This is a genomic window from Paenibacillus baimaensis (genome assembly GCF_025567575.1).
In genome coordinates this window covers 264,185-280,192 of sequence record NZ_JAOQIO010000007.1, presented here as the reverse complement: position 1 = coordinate 280,192, position 16,008 = coordinate 264,185, and the positions used below count along the sequence as shown (strand labels likewise).

General features: G+C 48.4%; 13 protein-coding genes. 9 read left to right on the top strand and 4 right to left on the bottom strand.

Going from position 1 to position 16,008, the window contains the following annotated elements:
• The first annotated feature begins 15 nt into the window (after positions 1-15).
• The 5 genes from OB236_RS02965 to OB236_RS02945 all read left to right on the top strand — a co-directional run bounded on the left by OB236_RS02965 (position 16) and on the right by OB236_RS02945 (position 6,181).
• The gene (locus tag OB236_RS02965) at positions 16-2,118 is read left to right on the top strand and encodes a hypothetical protein (protein ID WP_262682647.1); all 2,103 of its coding nucleotides are present in this window, start codon (positions 16-18) and stop codon (positions 2,116-2,118) included.
• Between the two features lie 72 nt (positions 2,119-2,190).
• Complete coding sequence (locus tag OB236_RS02960) at positions 2,191-3,432, top strand: DUF6807 domain-containing protein (protein ID WP_262682646.1); 1,242 nt, start codon at positions 2,191-2,193, stop codon at positions 3,430-3,432.
• Between the two features lie 27 nt (positions 3,433-3,459).
• Positions 3,460-4,551, top strand: coding sequence for a mandelate racemase/muconate lactonizing enzyme family protein (locus OB236_RS02955; RefSeq protein WP_262682644.1), 1,092 nt, complete (start codon positions 3,460-3,462; stop codon positions 4,549-4,551).
• Positions 4,552-4,690: 139 nt separating this feature from the next.
• Positions 4,691-5,398, top strand: a complete 708-nt coding sequence (locus tag OB236_RS02950; protein WP_076229571.1) for a metal-dependent hydrolase — start codon at positions 4,691-4,693, stop codon at positions 5,396-5,398.
• Positions 5,399-5,725: 327 nt separating this feature from the next.
• Positions 5,726-6,181: a hypothetical protein gene (locus tag OB236_RS02945; protein WP_076229572.1), complete on the top strand. Its 456-nt coding sequence runs from the start codon at positions 5,726-5,728 to the stop codon at positions 6,179-6,181.
• A gap of 359 nt (positions 6,182-6,540) precedes the next feature.
• Here OB236_RS02945 and OB236_RS02940 read toward each other — a convergent pair whose 3' ends face one another.
• The 4 genes from OB236_RS02940 to OB236_RS02925 form a co-directional block, all read right to left on the bottom strand.
• Entirely contained in the window at positions 6,541-7,755 is a 1,215-nt protein-coding gene (locus OB236_RS02940) for an MFS transporter (protein ID WP_262682643.1), read from the bottom strand.
• Positions 7,756-7,914: 159 nt separating this feature from the next.
• Entirely contained in the window at positions 7,915-8,583 is a 669-nt protein-coding gene (locus OB236_RS02935; protein WP_262682642.1) for a hypothetical protein, read from the bottom strand.
• 109 nt (positions 8,584-8,692) lie between these two features.
• Positions 8,693-9,166, bottom strand: coding sequence for a transcription elongation factor GreA (greA, locus tag OB236_RS02930; protein ID WP_076229575.1), 474 nt, complete (start codon positions 9,164-9,166; stop codon positions 8,693-8,695).
• A gap of 183 nt (positions 9,167-9,349) precedes the next feature.
• Entirely contained in the window at positions 9,350-9,763 is a 414-nt protein-coding gene (locus OB236_RS02925; RefSeq protein ID WP_076229576.1) for a DUF4183 domain-containing protein, read from the bottom strand.
• Positions 9,764-10,061: 298 nt separating this feature from the next.
• On the opposite strand from OB236_RS02925, the gene OB236_RS02920 reads away from it, so the two are divergent.
• From OB236_RS02920 to OB236_RS02905, 4 genes are all read left to right on the top strand, one after another.
• Positions 10,062-12,416: an AraC family transcriptional regulator gene (locus OB236_RS02920; protein ID WP_262682639.1), complete on the top strand. Its 2,355-nt coding sequence runs from the start codon at positions 10,062-10,064 to the stop codon at positions 12,414-12,416.
• Positions 12,417-12,682: 266 nt separating this feature from the next.
• Positions 12,683-13,585: an ABC transporter permease gene (locus tag OB236_RS02915; protein WP_262682638.1), complete on the top strand. Its 903-nt coding sequence runs from the start codon at positions 12,683-12,685 to the stop codon at positions 13,583-13,585.
• 2 nt (positions 13,586-13,587) lie between these two features.
• Complete coding sequence (locus OB236_RS02910) at positions 13,588-14,442, top strand: carbohydrate ABC transporter permease (RefSeq protein WP_262682637.1); 855 nt, start codon at positions 13,588-13,590, stop codon at positions 14,440-14,442.
• A 64-nt stretch (positions 14,443-14,506) separates the two neighbouring features.
• A complete protein-coding gene (locus OB236_RS02905; RefSeq protein WP_262682635.1) occupies positions 14,507-15,991 on the top strand; it encodes a sulfatase-like hydrolase/transferase in 1,485 nt (494 codons plus the stop codon).
• The last annotated feature ends 17 nt before the right edge of the window (positions 15,992-16,008 follow it).

Below are 16,008 nucleotides of genomic sequence, written 5' to 3'. Positions count from 1 at the left end.
GGGAGTTATCATCAAATGGCTATCGCCGTAGCGTTTCGGACAGCCTCGCCTCAAGTATGCTTTGCTGTCGATAAGTTAAAGGAAGCGATTCTGGCAGTAGGGGAGACCTATGAAACCGGAGAGCTGAATCGTCCGGGACATGTACATATCGCCATCACCAGCTCGGAGGAAGAAGCTGCTATGCTCGGTTTGGCAGTGGATACCTCTGTGCTTGCCGAAGGCTTCGAAATACGCCGATTTGTGCATCAAGGCCAGCAGGCTCTTGCAATTCTCGCTCGTGATGAGTCGGGAGCGATGTATGGCGTATTGGGGCTTGCCGAGCAGCTCCGTGATCACCTGGAGCTGTCCTTTATCCCTGAATGTATCACTAATGCCAGATTGGCGTTTCGGGCACTCAAGTTTAATCTGCCCTGGTCCAGCTATCGGATGAATGCATGCTTTGATTTGCAGCATGAAACCGTTCGTGATCTCAGCTTTTGGCAAAGCTTTCTCGATATGATGGCGGTCAACCGCTACAATGTGCTGACGCTTTGGAATCTTCACCCTTTTCCTTATATGGTCAGATCGGTTCATTTCCCCAAAGCAACTCCTTTTTCCGATGAGGAATTGACGGAGTGGAAGCAATATTGGACCTCGCTGTTTCGGATGGCCAAAGATCGTGGTATCGAAACGTATGTGATCAACTGGAATATTTTCGTATCGGAGGCGTTTAAAGAGCATTATGATGCGCAGGCCGTGGATGATCTGCAATTTTATTACGGCGATGCTTATTCAACCGAACAGATTAAACAGTATACTCGCGAAAGCGTTACCCAGATGATTGATGAGTATCCCGATTTGGCCGGACTTGGCATTTCTCTCGGAGAACGAATGGACGATATGGCTCCCGAGGCGAGGCAAACGTGGATCGAGGAGGTTTATTATGAAGGCATGAAGAACGCCGGCAGACCTGTCAAATTTATTCATCGTGCGCCGTTTTCCGTAGACCCGCTTATTACAAGAACCTCTATCGAAAAAAACGGCTTTATGCCTGAGCCGGTCTGGGTTGAGGTCAAATTCAACTGGTCCCACTCCTATTCGTCTTCGAAGCTGCTGCTGACGCATGGGGGCTCCAAAGGCATGGAGGGCTACTGGAACCCGCCTCCGACCAACTACAAAATTACGTGGATGATCCGCAATGAAGACTTTTTCACGCTTCGCTGGGCACAACCTGACTTTATCAGAGAGCATCTGGCAGAAAATATTCATGACTATGTAGGTGGTTATTACGTGGGTTCCGAGTGTTTCATACCCGCAAAGGATTATTCCCATGTAGAGGACAGCCCGCAAATGAGCTGGACCTACGCATTTGAGAAGCACTGGCTGTATTACATGCTGTGGGGCCGATTATTATACGATCCTTCGACACCTGACACGGTATTTCAAAATGAAATCAGTCAACGTTATGGGGAATCGGCAGGTAAGCATTTGCTTCGAGCCTTTTCATCCGTTTGTAAAATGCCAATGGCACTCGGTTCCTTTTTCTCATTTACGTGGGATTTCACATTATATGCCGAAGGTTTTATCGCGACCAATCGGACTGAGTACAATTCGGGAGAGGCATTTATTTCCTTGAAGGACCTGCTGGAAAGCAAAACCTTTGATCCTGCGTATTTATCGCTTCGTGATTATGCAGACCGTTGGGTAAACGGCGAATCGATGGACGGCTTCATTACACCGCTGCAATTAGCGGATACGTTGGAGGCGGATGCCCATGAGGGGCTTAAGGCACTGTCCACCATAGTCGATTCCACGCCTGCACTCAGCTCTGAGACAGCAGATGTTGAGGCATGGGCGTATCTGAGCCTTTATTTGGCTGCCAAGCTCCGGGCCGGAGTCTGCTATGCGCTGTATGAGAAGACTGGTGAAGAGGATGATCGCAGAAATGCACAGCATTGGCTGGAGGCGCCCTACGCAGCGAAGCATTGGGAGGATCTGATCGATGTGACGAAATCCCGTTATAAGAAGCAGCCTTTGATGCATTTGGGAGAAACTTTGTTCAGCTGGGAGCTGTTTCGTCCGCAGGTCGCTGCAGATATTGTATTTGTTGGCGGGAATCAAGTAACGGCGGTTAACTGAGACACATAATCAGCGAATGGCTGGGCTGTCCACAGCAAGGCCTATACAAGTAAGCGGAGGTGGATGATCACAATGGCGATTGATTTCAAGGTAAGGCTGATCCCGAGTGCCAGTATGCTGCTCCCCATAGTAACCCGGTTGGAGCTGGACACATCAACGTATCAACAGCTTGTACAAGAGTCCAGTGATATGGATATTTGGTTGCAGGACGAAGCCTCTGGTCTGGAATTCGCATGTCAATTAAATAGTCAGTCGATGTCCGCAACACCGGAGGGTACGAATACGGAGCACGCGCTGTATGTGTTGATCAAGGAATGGCCTGCCGACAGCAGTGTTACCGAATTAAGCTTGATCTTTATGCAGAAAGCCAAACAAGTTTCTGTGCCTGAGGATCGAAAATATAATCCATGGCGGAACACTTATGGGGTGTTCCTCGATCATCAAGAAGAGAATGCAAGAGTTATCGTGAGCATAGAAGGCAGTTTGACTACACGTTATATGTACTCTCCGTTTGTACCCAAGCCTTATTATTACCCATTGATTGGACCGAAGGGGCATACGCTGATTCAGGATGCACCGGATGATCATTTGCATCACCACGGCTTGTGGTGGGGACATGATGACGTCAATGGGCATAAGGCATACCATGAATTTCGTCGAGAAGGGCGGCAGACCCACCGCAAGTTCCTGGCGCTGTTTGGAGGACCTGTTTTTGGGCAAATTACATCGCTTGTGGATTGGCTGGATGAGGATGGTGGCCTCCTTTTGCAGGAGACGCGCAGTGTTCGTATTTATAATATGCCGAGAGAGACCAGATACCTGGATCTTCACACATCGCTTCATGCGGTAAATGGCGATGTAGTTTTTGGCAGCACCAAAGAAGGCGGTTTCCCGTTCATTCGGGTCAATGAGCAAATTAACGGTTTCCATACCGGATTGCTGACGGCTGCCAGCGGAAATACCAAGGAAAAGGGAATTTTTGGAACGGTAACTGAATGGGTCGATTACAGCGGCAAGCTGGTTAATGTGGATTGGGATAACGGCATTCCCCACAAGACGCACATCGATGCAGGTATCGCGATGTTTGTACACCCGGACAATGAAACGTACGCGTCGCAATGGTTTGTGCGGGATGCCGGAGCCTTTACATCGGCGAACTTTCATTTCTCGGGAGGAAAGACACTGCAGGGTGGCGATAGTTTGAACATACGGCAGCGGATTTACGTGCATGAGGGCGATGTGAATAGCGGTCATGTGAAGGAGCGGTTTCAGGAATATATCGAGCCCATAGCGATTGAAATTATAAGTACGTAAGCTATCCCCAATTAGGAGGTAAACACTTTGAAAATCAAAAGTATAGAGAGCTTTTGCACACAGCATATCGGGATTGTCCGTGTACGGACTGAGGACGGATTGGAAGGTTACGGACAAGTTGCTCCATATCAAGCCGATATCTCGGCTATGGTGCTGCATCGGCAGGTCGCTCCTTATGCGCTGGGAGCCGATGCTGACGATATCGATGGACTCGTCGACCGCGTTGTGACAGGCGAGCACAAATTCCCGGGTTCTTATATTTGCCGGGCAGTCGGAGGCCTGGATACGGCGTTATGGGATCTGCGCGGCAAACGGGAAGGGAAAAGCGTCTGCGAGCTGTTGGGAGGCAAGCCGCGGCTGCTGCCTGTATACGGATCCAGCATGAAGCGTAATATAACGCCTGAGGCGGAGGCGGAGCGGCTTCTGAGGCTTCAGGATAAGCATGGATACGAAGCATTCAAAATCCGGATCGGGGAAAACTTCGGCAACGATGTTGACCATTGGCCAGGACGCACCGAAGCCATCATCCCGACCATTCGGAAAGCTTTGGGTGACCAAACGATCATCCACGCCGACGCCAACAGCGGGTTCACGCCAAAACGGGCAATCGAGATCGGCCGTTTGCTGGAGCAATATAACTACGGGCACTTCGAAGAGCCGTGCCCATATCCGGAATTGGAATGGACCGCGGAGGTTGCCGACGCTTTAACGATCCCTGTGTCCGGCGGAGAACAGGACACCGATCTGGCACAATTCAGACGGATGATCGCGATGAAAGCTGTTGATATTGTACAGCCGGATATTTGCTATGCAGGGGGCATCAGCCGAACGCTTCAGGTAGCCAAAATGGCCGAGGCAGCCGGAATTCCCTGCACGCCTCATGCCGCCAATTTGTCGATGGTAACGATTTTCACGCTGCATCTGATGGGGGCCCTGCCCAACGCTGGACCGTATCTGGAATTCAGTATTGAGGAACCGGGCTGGGCACAAGGCTTTTATGAAACGTTCCCGGTGGCCAGGGACGGTAAGGTCGCCATTCCTGACGGACCGGGATGGGGCGTTACCTTCAGCCAGGAATGGCTGGACAAGGCACAATATCAGATCAGCAGTAAGCAGTAAGGAATAAGAGGGATTTCCAAACGGATACATACAAAAAAAGCAGCAATCTTGCAAATGGCTGCTTTTTTGTGTCACAATTAAGATGGATTGTTGGAAGCATTCTCCCAGTCAAATCGAAATCATGAGGAGTCGAAGTTCGATGCAAATCATTTACCATGGTCATTCTGCCATCCAGATCATTACCAACGGAAAGTCGTTAATTATCGATCCTTTTCTCAGCGGCAATCCACTCGCTACTGCCAAGCCTGAGGATATCAAGGTGGATGCCGTTCTTCTGACACACTCCCACATAGACCATATATTGGATGCGGAGCCGATAGCCAAAGCCAATGATTGTTCGGTTGTGGCGAATGTGGAGCTTGCAGCCTATATGTCCTGGAAGGGTGTAAAAACGATAGGCATGAACATGGGCGGGACCGTCGACCTGGGCTTTGCCAAGGCGAAAATGATCCAGGCGTTTCATACGTCGGGTATCGTCGATGAAGAAAACAAGCAGATTCTGTATGGGGGTACACCTGGCGGATATTTGATCTATGCGGAAGGTTTAACGATATTACATACCGGAGATACCGCATTGTTCGGCGATATGAAGTTGATCGGCGACCGCAATCGTATTGATGTCGCTTTGGTTCCTATTGGTGACCATTATACGATGGGGCCTGAGGATGCATTGCAGGCTGCAGAATGGTACAAGGCGAAGCTGGTTGTTCCTGTTCATTACAATTCATTCCCCGCTATCAGGCAGGATGCCGATGCGTTCGTATCGTTGCTGGAAACACGCGGACTGAAGGGGAAGGTTATGGCTCCTGGAGATACGCTTGAGGTTGAGCAGGAACTAAACAAATAGTAAAGCCGAGCGTCCCGAAACCTTTATACACCTTTACATAATGACAGTTGAGAACATGATTCATGTTCCCGCCTGTCATTTTTTTGATTTACCGGAAATCATTGATCAGCCGCGCCTTGCGGTTTGCATTGAAACCATCGAGCGGAATTGATAAAAGTTAGACGGTTGTCCCTTTACAGAATGAATTTTCATGTTAATTTAAGGAAAAATATAGCAGGAAATCAGCTGAATTTCATTTACGCTTCAGGTTGGAATTTTATTCTTAGTACATAAGGAATAAGCAATTCCTTTCTCGGTTGACACTATATAGACAAGGTGGAGAGAGCCATGAGTAAATGGAAGCAAAGTATGATGGCAGGAACGGTAGCAGCGGCATTATTGGTCGGAGGATTTGGAGGTTCATTCACACAGCAAGTGTTTGCAGATGATGACAGCGAGGATTCATCCATCTCTTCACCGATCGATATGTCGATTCCCGCTGCAACCCGGGCTGACTTAAAGCTCAATCAAATCCTTATATTGGCATCTTCTATATTGGATGTCGACTATAGTGATTTGCAAGAGGATCTTCATGATGGGCGGTCGCTAGCGGACTTGGCAACACAGCAAATGAACGAATCCGCGAGCTTTACAAGTCAACTGTTAAGTCTCGTGGAAGCACCAATTAACAATAGTTTAAATAGTGGCAAGATCACCTCTGACGAAGCGACCGCTCTCATAAAATCGACAACAGAACAGGTAACTCAAATCGTTAATCAAGCTGGTTATGAGGAAAAGGCATAAGTATAAGTGAAATGGATTTGCTATGTTTCACTTCTTACTGAACAGGGTAATGAAAAGTAGTGGGAAGTGGTAATAATGAATCAAACGTCGTACGGAAGAAGCATGAACCTATGTCAATCCGAAAGGTAGTTGATTTACCATGAGCTCTCTAAAAAGGATGAAACGATCGAGATGGTTTCGATTGTTTTCAGGTCAAATTCCCTAGCAGCTGGAAACTTCAATATTCTGCGGCTAACTGAAAATTTATAATGTCTTGATGTACTAATTGAACGGACGTTATCGGACGCAATCGCTTCCCACGTTATATAAGGACCCTACGATGCATGCATCGTAGGGTCTTCGTAATGAGATGAGCAGAGTTATGATTGAACTGCGACTAACTGGCTACGCCGCTTTTCCAGACCAAAGCTTAGAATAACGCCGCCCAGAGCGAGAACGGCAAGGCAGGCTGCCAACCAGGGAACAGAGGACAGTCCCATATAGGTTATAGTCACGCCGCCCAGGTAGGCTCCGCTCGCATTACCTAAATTCAATGCTGAATGGCTTGAGGTTGTTGCAAGCAGAGGGGCTTCATGAGCCAAATTCATAATACGGATCTGGATACCGGGCATAATACCGAAAGCTGCGATTCCCCAGAGGAAGATAGTAATGACAGCCAGCACCGGATTCGATAGTGTAACGGTCAACAGCGATAGAATGACGGCCAGCACAGCAAAGTTGATTATTAAAGCCGGCTTTAGCTTCCAGTCGGCAAGTCGACCGCCAAGCATATTGCCAATGGTGACTCCAAATCCGAATAAAACCAAAATCCAGGTTACACTATGCTCGGCAAAGCCGCTGATCGATTCCAGCATAGGTGTAATATAGGTGAATACGGAGAACAGGCTCGCGCATCCGAATGCGCCCGTCACCAGCACCAGCAGTACCTGGGGATTAATCAGACTGCGGAATTCCTTGGCAAGACTCGGTACATGTTCCTGGCGAATAACAGGAATAAATTTGATAATGCCGATCAGGGAGATAATTCCCATGATGGTAATGGCACCGAATGAAGCTCTCCAGCCCAATTGCTGACCAATGAAGGTTCCGAACGGCACACCAATAATATTGGCAATGGTTAATCCGGCCAGCACCATGGATACCGCTCCGGCCCGCTTTTCTGGCGCAACAAGTCGAGCAGCGATAATGGATCCGACACCAAGAAATGTACCGTGAGCGAAGGCCGTCATCACCCGTGCGGCAATCAGCAGATAGTATGAAGGGGCCACTACAGACAAGGCGTTACCCACTATAAAAATGCACATGAGCAGAATGAGCAATTTCTTTTGGGGAACCTTATGGGTAAATATAGTGAGCAAAGGTGCGCCAAAAGCGACTCCGAGAGCATAGCTCGTAATGAGCTGGCCTGCCTGCGGGATCGTGACTCCCAGATCATTGGCGACATTAGGGAGCAGACCCATAATGATAAATTCGGTCATACCGATGGCAAAAGCACCCGCAGTCAGACATAAAAGGGGTAAAGGAAATCGTCCCTTCTTGTGTGACGATGGGGCTTGGTTTATTGCTGAACTCATGATGTGTATCTCTTCCTATCCGTAAATTATTCCGCGTCTGCCTTATCTGTTTATATATTGTAGGCAGTGCACAGTAGGTTCTTCTCTTGTAAGAGTATAGCACCTCTGGCTGGATGCGTTAAGATGAGAAATACCGGAAAACCGACCGATACAGTTGGTTTACAGTCCGCTCCCGGTTTGTGCTGCGTATTGCAAAATGGCTATAGCAGCTCTTTCCCTGCGTACGGGATCGTCGCTGTTGAGCGCTTCCTTCAACACACTCATAGCTTGCTCAAGGGTGTCATTGTCTATGATGACCTTGGGTACACTTTGTACAAGGATATTTGACTCAGCTTCTGTATGTTCAACGACTCTCAAATGATTCGGCAGCCACCTATCCAATCCGGCTGTTCTCAAATCTTGCTCAAAAGGTGTGATTGCTTCCCTATGCTCTAATAAGCTTTGAACTTGTTTATTCAACTCGCTTTGGGGTATCCGGTTCAACCAGGTAACGCCTCTTCTATGGCACAATCCCTCATCGATATTATCATGCTGCTCAACATAATAATAATCGCCTATATCCCCGAGATACACCACTTGTTCATGGGCCACAAGCACATAATCACCATCCTGCATCATGTGCACAAAGCAGTTGATTTCGTCTAATGGATCGGTTATATCTGTATCCGTCATATCATAAGCCAGGACAAGCCGTCGCTCCAGCTCGGATGTGCTGATGTTGTCCAAATCCCCGATGCCCGGCCAGCCTATACATACAAAATGGTCTTTAAGAAAAAGTGCCATTCGATCCATTCCATGAGGGTTTGATTTCATTTGAAACAGCTTCATTGGTCGCTCCTTTGCTATACAATAATGGGGAATAAAAACCAAACAGACAGCTAATGAATCGCTGCCCTTTTAGTTATTGCTATTTAATTGTATAGATAATAGAAGGGAATTAATTAGCTTTGATTTCAAGCAGTTCGTATTTAATGACGCCTACAGGTGCATTGACACTAACGATATCGCCAACCGATTTACCCATGAGAGAACCACCGAGAGGACTTTCGTAAGATATTTTATTCTCGGCTACATCAGCCTCTGAAGGACCTACGATTTTATACTCAACTTTTTCCGAAAACTCAACGTCATTCAGGATAACGATGGAACCTACATGAACGGTTGATATGTCCACATTGGTAGCTACTTTGGCTTTTTTTAGCATTCTTTCAATGGTTATTATTCTGGTTTCCATGAACGACTGGTCGTTTTTCGCAGAATGATATTCACTGTTTTCCTTGAGATCGCCATAGCTGATTGCTAATTTAATACGCTCGGCTAATTCCTTGCGCTTAACCGTTTTTAAATCCTCCAGCTCAAGCTCCAAATTACGAAGTCCCTCTGGTGTTAAAAATATTTCATCCTTAGCCATATCTGCATCCCCTAGACTATCCAATTTCAGATCTGATGATCTTCTTACATATTACACTATATTCGGCAATCGTGCGAAGAAAGGGTGAATTTATCGCACATTTAAGATGAACCTTATTATGGAAGAGTCGGTGTGAACTCAAAAAAACCTGGCCAGCGGCCAGGTTATAGGCTGTAATTCCAATTACGTGATGATTGTGATAGTGGGAGCTGAAATGGTTGGTTGAGTAGCAATTGTAGAAGTTACGGTGCCGAAGTTTGCTATCTCCAATAGGATAGGTACCCCTACTGAGATATCGATTGTTGCCAGTACAAGGCTAGCTGTTGTCAGCGTAGACAATGCGCTCTGCTGAAGAACACCATTAATATAAACATTATAGTAATCATTTACAGTGACAGCTGGTAAAGCCACAACCGGACCATCAGCATCGTCAACAAAGCTGGCTGCGGGAATTGTAATATCTGTAGCACCTATCATTCCGGCATCAATTGCCGCAAAGAAACGGGAGACAACGGGATTGACAGTTGTATCGATGGCGCCACCGCTCGATATCGGAGCCGTGGAGGTTGCCGTATAGACGGGTTTAATAATTGCCATATTCTCACCTCCTTTACTCTGCATTGAAACCGAAAGAAATCTTCAGTTCTATTAACAGTAGATGAAAGTTAAATAGAATATGTAACGGCCAATCTACTGACATATATATTATGGTTGCAAAACCTATGAATGCTATGAAATAGCAGGTTGGCTGTGATTGATAGACAGCTCTGATTAATGGAAATATACAATTTGAAGAAAAGTATTTGAAAATCATACTATTCAAAGTATAATACTTGGTATAAGAAAAGTGTTGATTGTCTCAGGTTTGAACAAGGTAGTGAGGGGAGGTGTTCGTATGCGTATATCTAAATATATGATCCGTTTAATCGGTTTTACATTTTGTCTTGCTGCGGTTCCACTGCTGATTTTAGGCTATTTATCGTATCGACTATCTGCGGATGAGCTGGAAAGCAAGGCTAAGCAGGTACATACACAAAGGCTGGAACAGACGAAAAGCGAGATGGATAATATGCTGGCCAAGCTGGATTTTGGCATGATCCAATTTGCAGAATCGCCTGATGTGACCGAGCGGATGCGGCAGCCGTTAACGGAGGAGGATTATAAAGCCTATCAGAACTTGTCCAGTATGTTAAGCAAGCTGGGCTCGACGAATTCAGCTGTTCGTGCATTGTATTTGGTTAATTTGGATTATGATTGGATGATTGACCAGAATCGTCTGGAGCGCTTTAGCCAAATAGCGGATAAGGAACGGTTTCTGGACTATGCGACGCTTCCAAATTCCTCAACCTGGCTGACTGTCCCGGAAAAGTCGGGTGAATCGACTTCTACACTGCTATTCATCCGAAAGCTGCCTCTCACGTCTATGCGTCCTGGCGGTCTATTGGTTGCGGAAATCGACCTGAACGGAATCATTCGACAACTAAGCGGTAATGATGCCTTTCACGCCAGCCAAATTTTTGATGCCAATATGAAGCAGCTTTGGAAGTCATCCGGCACGGGCACGCTGCAGTCGACAGCAGCAGGTGAGGCTATAGAGCCTATATCGGCTCCCCAGCAGCTGAGGAACGAGCTGGCGATACGAAGCGAGATGCAGGGAGTCTTCCGCACGAGTGGCGTGTCCACACAGGAAGTCACTTATATGCGTTCGCCCTACACAGGCTGGTATTACGTATGGTCGGTTTTCACCCGCGAAAAGCCGAGCGAAGCTGGTACCATCGGATGGATGACACTGCTGGTATGCCTGATCCTTTTGAGTGCAACGGCTCTTATAGTCTGGTTTGGTTCGAAAAAAATGTACAATCCGGTCAAAAAGCTATTCGAAACGCTGGAGCAAACGGATCAAGCTATAGCGGAGCCGGAGGGTCGGCGTGTACAGGATGAATTCCTGCTTATGGAACGCAGAATTGCGCGGCTGCTGAGCGCAGAATCCCAAATACGTACAGATATGGCTGCAGTTCTCCCGCAGGCCAAGGAGCTTTTTGCCTTAAAGTTATTCACAGGGCAGCTGCGTCCGATGGAAACCGAGGAGAAAAGAAGATTGCTTGATATTTCCTCGCAATGGGAAGGCCTGACGGTTATCGTCCTGCAGTTGGACGCAGCGGAGTCACGTGACTCCGAAATTCGGGATCATGATCTGATTATACTCTCGATCAGCCTATTGGTGTCAGGGTTATTACCCGAGCAGTTGTTCATCAGCACGGTACCGTTGGGGCAATCTCTGGGTATTCTGCTGATGAATCCTTCGTATGGTGAGCAGGAATGGAAAGAAGAGCTGAACAGATGGGGCAGAATCATCCAGCAGACCACGATTCAAAGGCTGAATGTAAGCGTCAGCCTGGGTGTCAGCAGACGATTCAATTTGTTGGATGAAACGAGCAGAGCTTATGCGGAAACGATGGACGTGCTGAGATACCGAATGCCGCTCGGTCCGGGTGGCATTCATCATTACGAGGAAGCGCAGGTGGATCGTGTACAGCGTGTGGCCGAATATCCACATGATCTGGAACGCCAGCTGCTGGAAGCGGTGCGGTTATCCCAAACGGAATGGGCAGTGGATTGGCTGCGATCGTTCTTTCGTTACTTTGCGGATCACAACATCAGCTCCGGACAATACCGGCATATGGTGCTCAGGCTTATGTTCAATATGATATCGCTTGTAGAAGAGGAGGCCGAATTCCTGCAGCTGCTGTTCAGTGATAAGCGTGCAATAGAAAAGCTTAGTGAGGACGGTCCCATGGAAGAAAAGGAAAGATGGTTTCGCGCTGAGGTACTGCTTCCAGTCATTCAGCTGCTCGCTAAACGGATGGAGGAGACACAGCAGAGTCTGGTCAAGGCCATCATCCATATGATCCACGAGCATGAGGGGACCGATCTGACGCTGGAAGCCTGTTCAGCCCGGCTTCATTTTCATCCGAATTATGTCAGCAGGGTATTCAAGAAGGAATGCGGTCTCTCCTTCAGTGATTATATGGCGCAATACCGGTTAAATTTATCCAAGCAATGGCTCAAGGAAGCGGATATGAAAATCAGTGATATCGCAAGTCGTCTGCATTACAACAGTCCGGCATCATTCATCCGCTACTTCCGCAATATGGAGGGGATGACTCCGGGTGACTATCGTAAAATGTATGCGAGGACAGCGGTAAAGCCCAAGGATGAGGGAGCTGCGTCAGTCCCTATTAATTCATAGCGGATAGTGGTGGTGCATCGGACGGCAGTCCGGCTTAGGCTACTGCTGTCATATAGTGGCTTCCGGCAGGAAGCCGCTTGTTTGCGTTCCAGCCAGACGAGATTTCCGACGATGTGTGAAATGGATACTCGGCTGTCTACCTTAGATTAACCCACTGATTCCACTCGGAAAAGTGGTTATATCGTGGATGTTTACGGCGTAACAGCATGCTGCCTATAATCAGACCTGACAAAGCAAACAACGAGATGGATAAGCGGAGGATAGGGATGAAAGCTCTCAGGCGATTTAGTAAAAATAAAATATTGTACGCAATGCTGCTGCCGGGATTTATTTATTTTGCGGTGTTCAAGTATGCGCCCATGTGGGGCGTACTGATGGCTTTTCAGGACTATAAGCCTCACCTTGGCTTCTGGAGAAGTCCATGGGTTGGACTCAAGCATTTTTATCGTTTTTTTGGAGAACCGGAATTTTGGCAGCTTTTTACCAATACGGTCGTGCTGGGCGTATACAATATCGTGTTCTTCTTTCCGCTGCCGATCCTGTTCGCGCTGCTGTTGAATGAGGTTCGTAAGGCTGCGCTCAAGCGGCTCGTTCAGACGCTGCTCTACGTGCCCCATTTTGTTTCCTGGGTTGTGGTTGTCGGAATCTATTATGTGTTGTTTACCACCGAAGGCGGCCTGATCCATGTACTGATTCAGAAGTTGGGAGGCCAGGAAATCCAGTTTCTTATGGAGCCGGGCTGGTTCAGAGGACTTGTGACTTCGCAGGTCATCTGGAAAGAGACAGGTTGGGGCACGATCATTTTTCTCGCTGCACTCTCGGGCGTTGATCCGGCGCTGTATGAAGCGTCACGGATGGATGGTGCGAACCGGCTGCGGCAAGCCTGGCATATTACGCTTCCAGCCATACGGAGCACCATCGTTATTTTACTTATCCTCAGGCTTGGTCATTTTCTTGACTCTCATTTCTCGCAAATTTTTCTCATGCTCAACGCGCTGAACCGCGAAGTCGGAGAGGTCTACGATACCTACGTGTATACGGTAGGTTTGCAGCGAGGCCAGTTCAGCTACACAACGGCAGTCAATCTGTTTAAGAATGGAGTCGGTCTTATTCTTGTGGCTGCTGCCAACTATCTGGCCAAAAAATTCGGTGAAGAGGGGGTGTATTGACCATGTTGAAGGAACGCAGCTGGCCGAGCCTGCTGTTTGATAGCGCCAATCTCGTATTTTTGATAGCTGCTGCCTGTGTATCGGTATTTCCATTCCTGTTTGTCCTGGTCCATTCATTTTCCCTACAAGGCAGTCTCGTTCCCTCAAGCTTCTCGTTGGAGGCATACCGCTATTTATTTTCGACGCCTACACTGGTTCGCAGCCTGCTCGTTTCCATTGGTGTAACCGTCTGTGGCACGGCTTTCAGCTTGGCGCTCACCTCCTTAACGGCTTATCCACTGTCGAAAAAAAACCTGGATGGCAGACGCGGCATGCTGTTTGCGGCATTATTCACAATCCTGTTCAGCGGGGGGATGATTCCCACCTACTTTGTTGTGAAGGGCCTTGGGATGATCGACAGCTATTCAGCCCTGATATTGCCTGCTGCGGTTAATGCGTTTCACCTGATTGTCATGAAAAACTTTTTCCAGCAGCTGCCTGAAGGGCTGGAGGAGTCAGCGAAGATCGACGGCTGTAACGATTTTCGCTCATTTATGAGCGTGGCGCTGCCGCTCTCGGCACCGTCTCTGGCGACGTTTGCCCTATTTTATGCCGTTCATTATTGGAATGAGTATGTGGATGCGATTCTGTATATCAACAGCATGGAAAAATGGCCTGTGCAGGTGCTGCTGCGGAAGATGATCATTATTGCAGGTAGCAGTATTGGCGATTCATCTGATTTTGCCCAGGAGCTGATTCCGCCTCAGTCGATCCGGATGGCTGTTATTGTGGTGTCGACCATTCCGATCATGCTGGTATACCCTTTTTTACAAAAGCATTTTGCCAAAGGAATGCTGCTGGGCTCGGTGAAAGGCTGATAATCCCCTATGTGCGTGTTCAGCCTCAATTAACAAGAAATGCTTATAAAAGGAGAAGAAGTCAATGAAATACGAGTTATCAGCAATCGAAAGACCACATGTCGTCTGGATCAGCTGTGACCAGTTGCGTGCCGATTGGCTTGGTGTGAACGGGCACCCTGTCGTGATGACGCCACAGATCGATGAGCTGGCTTATGAAGGAATCAACTTTCAGGCTGCTTTTAGCGAGTGCCCAACCTGCGTGCCTGCACGAAGGATTATGATGACGGGTCTGAACTCCTATGGAATCCAAATGAACAAAAATCGTGAGACCCAGCCCTTTACAGAGGGACCGAAGCTGGCTGAGCTGATGACGCGCAGCGGATATCAGACATTTGCAGCGGGAAAGCTCCATACGTCCCCGAAGCGCAATCGGATCGGATTTGAGGATGTTCAGCTGAATGAGGAGGGCCGCCGGGATCATGTCACCTGGAAGGACGATTATGAGCAGTTTCTGGACGATAACGGTTGGGGGCATATGCGCTACACGCATGGGCTTGGCAATAATGAATACGGCATCCGGATGGAGCCGCTTCCCGAACGGTTTACCTCGACGCATTGGACAGCCCAGAAAGCAATGGAATTCATCGAGCGGCGTGATCCGACCCGCCCATTTTTTCTACATGTGTCATTCGATAAGCCGCATCCTCCCATCTCCCCTTTGCAAAGCTATTACGAGCTGTATCGCGATGCGGTCATGCCGGAGCCGGTGCGGGGAGATTGGGTCGATAACAAGCTGCCGAACCGAGTACGTTATTTACAGCTGCGTCACAACTACGATCAGTGGCGGCAGCATCCCCTTATGGTGCAGCAAACCTTGAAGGGCTACGCGGCGTCTGTCACGCATATCGACAGCAGTATTGGAGTGCTGCTCGGCACCCTGCGTGAGCATAAGCTGCTCGATAAGACATTGATCGTATTCACGAGCGATCACGGAGATAATTTGTTCGATCATGGCGCATTTGCCAAAGGCGATTTCTTCCGCGGCTCGACAAACATTCCGTACATTATCCGGCCCCCCAAACATTGGGATAACGAAGCCGGTCTGAGTGTCACCCGTGGAAAGAACGATAAGGGAACTCCAGTCGCCTTGATGGATGTGATGCCGACTATTCTGGAGGCCTGCGGGATACCTGTTCCTGAGCAGGTGGAGGGACGAAGCCTCGTACCGCAACTGCTGGGTGATCCAGGGCGGCTTCGCGAGTATACGTGCGGTAACTGCGGAACGGTATTCGGGCTCACTGACGGTCAAACCAAATATATCTGGTTTAGCGACGAAGATCTCGAATTGCTGTTTGATGTGCAGGGTGATCCGTCCGAATGCCACGATCTTAGCGATGACCCGGCTTATCGTTCCATGCTGGAATTAAGCCGAAGCCGCCTGGCCGACTGGCTGGAGAAGCACGGGGACCCACATGCCAGGAACGGTCAATTGCTGCCCATTCCTTATGATTGGCAACTGGACAAGGCACATGCGACAACGAGCTGGAACAACCGGGGGAGACATTGAACATGAAGAAGGAGGAA

Excerpts from the sequence above, each read along its gene's own strand:
- OB236_RS02960 (WP_262682646.1), top strand. The coding sequence starts at position 2,191 with ATGGCGATTGATTTCAAGGTAAGGCTGATCCCGAGTGCCAGTATGCTG.
- OB236_RS02925 (WP_076229576.1), bottom strand. The coding sequence starts at position 9,763 with ATGGCAATTATTAAACCCGTCTATACGGCAACCTCCACGGCTCCGATA.
- OB236_RS02915 (WP_262682638.1), top strand. The coding sequence starts at position 12,683 with ATGAAAGCTCTCAGGCGATTTAGTAAAAATAAAATATTGTACGCAATG.
- OB236_RS02905 (WP_262682635.1), top strand. The coding sequence starts at position 14,507 with ATGAAATACGAGTTATCAGCAATCGAAAGACCACATGTCGTCTGGATC.
- OB236_RS02950 (WP_076229571.1), top strand. The coding sequence starts at position 4,691 with ATGCAAATCATTTACCATGGTCATTCTGCCATCCAGATCATTACCAAC.
- greA (WP_076229575.1), bottom strand. The coding sequence starts at position 9,166 with ATGGCTAAGGATGAAATATTTTTAACACCAGAGGGACTTCGTAATTTG.
- OB236_RS02940 (WP_262682643.1), bottom strand. The coding sequence starts at position 7,755 with ATGAGTTCAGCAATAAACCAAGCCCCATCGTCACACAAGAAGGGACGA.
- OB236_RS02935 (WP_262682642.1), bottom strand. The coding sequence starts at position 8,583 with ATGAAGCTGTTTCAAATGAAATCAAACCCTCATGGAATGGATCGAATG.
- OB236_RS02910 (WP_262682637.1), top strand. The coding sequence starts at position 13,588 with ATGTTGAAGGAACGCAGCTGGCCGAGCCTGCTGTTTGATAGCGCCAAT.
- OB236_RS02965 (WP_262682647.1), top strand. The coding sequence starts at position 16 with ATGGCTATCGCCGTAGCGTTTCGGACAGCCTCGCCTCAAGTATGCTTT.
- OB236_RS02945 (WP_076229572.1), top strand. The coding sequence starts at position 5,726 with ATGAGTAAATGGAAGCAAAGTATGATGGCAGGAACGGTAGCAGCGGCA.
- OB236_RS02920 (WP_262682639.1), top strand. The coding sequence starts at position 10,062 with ATGCGTATATCTAAATATATGATCCGTTTAATCGGTTTTACATTTTGT.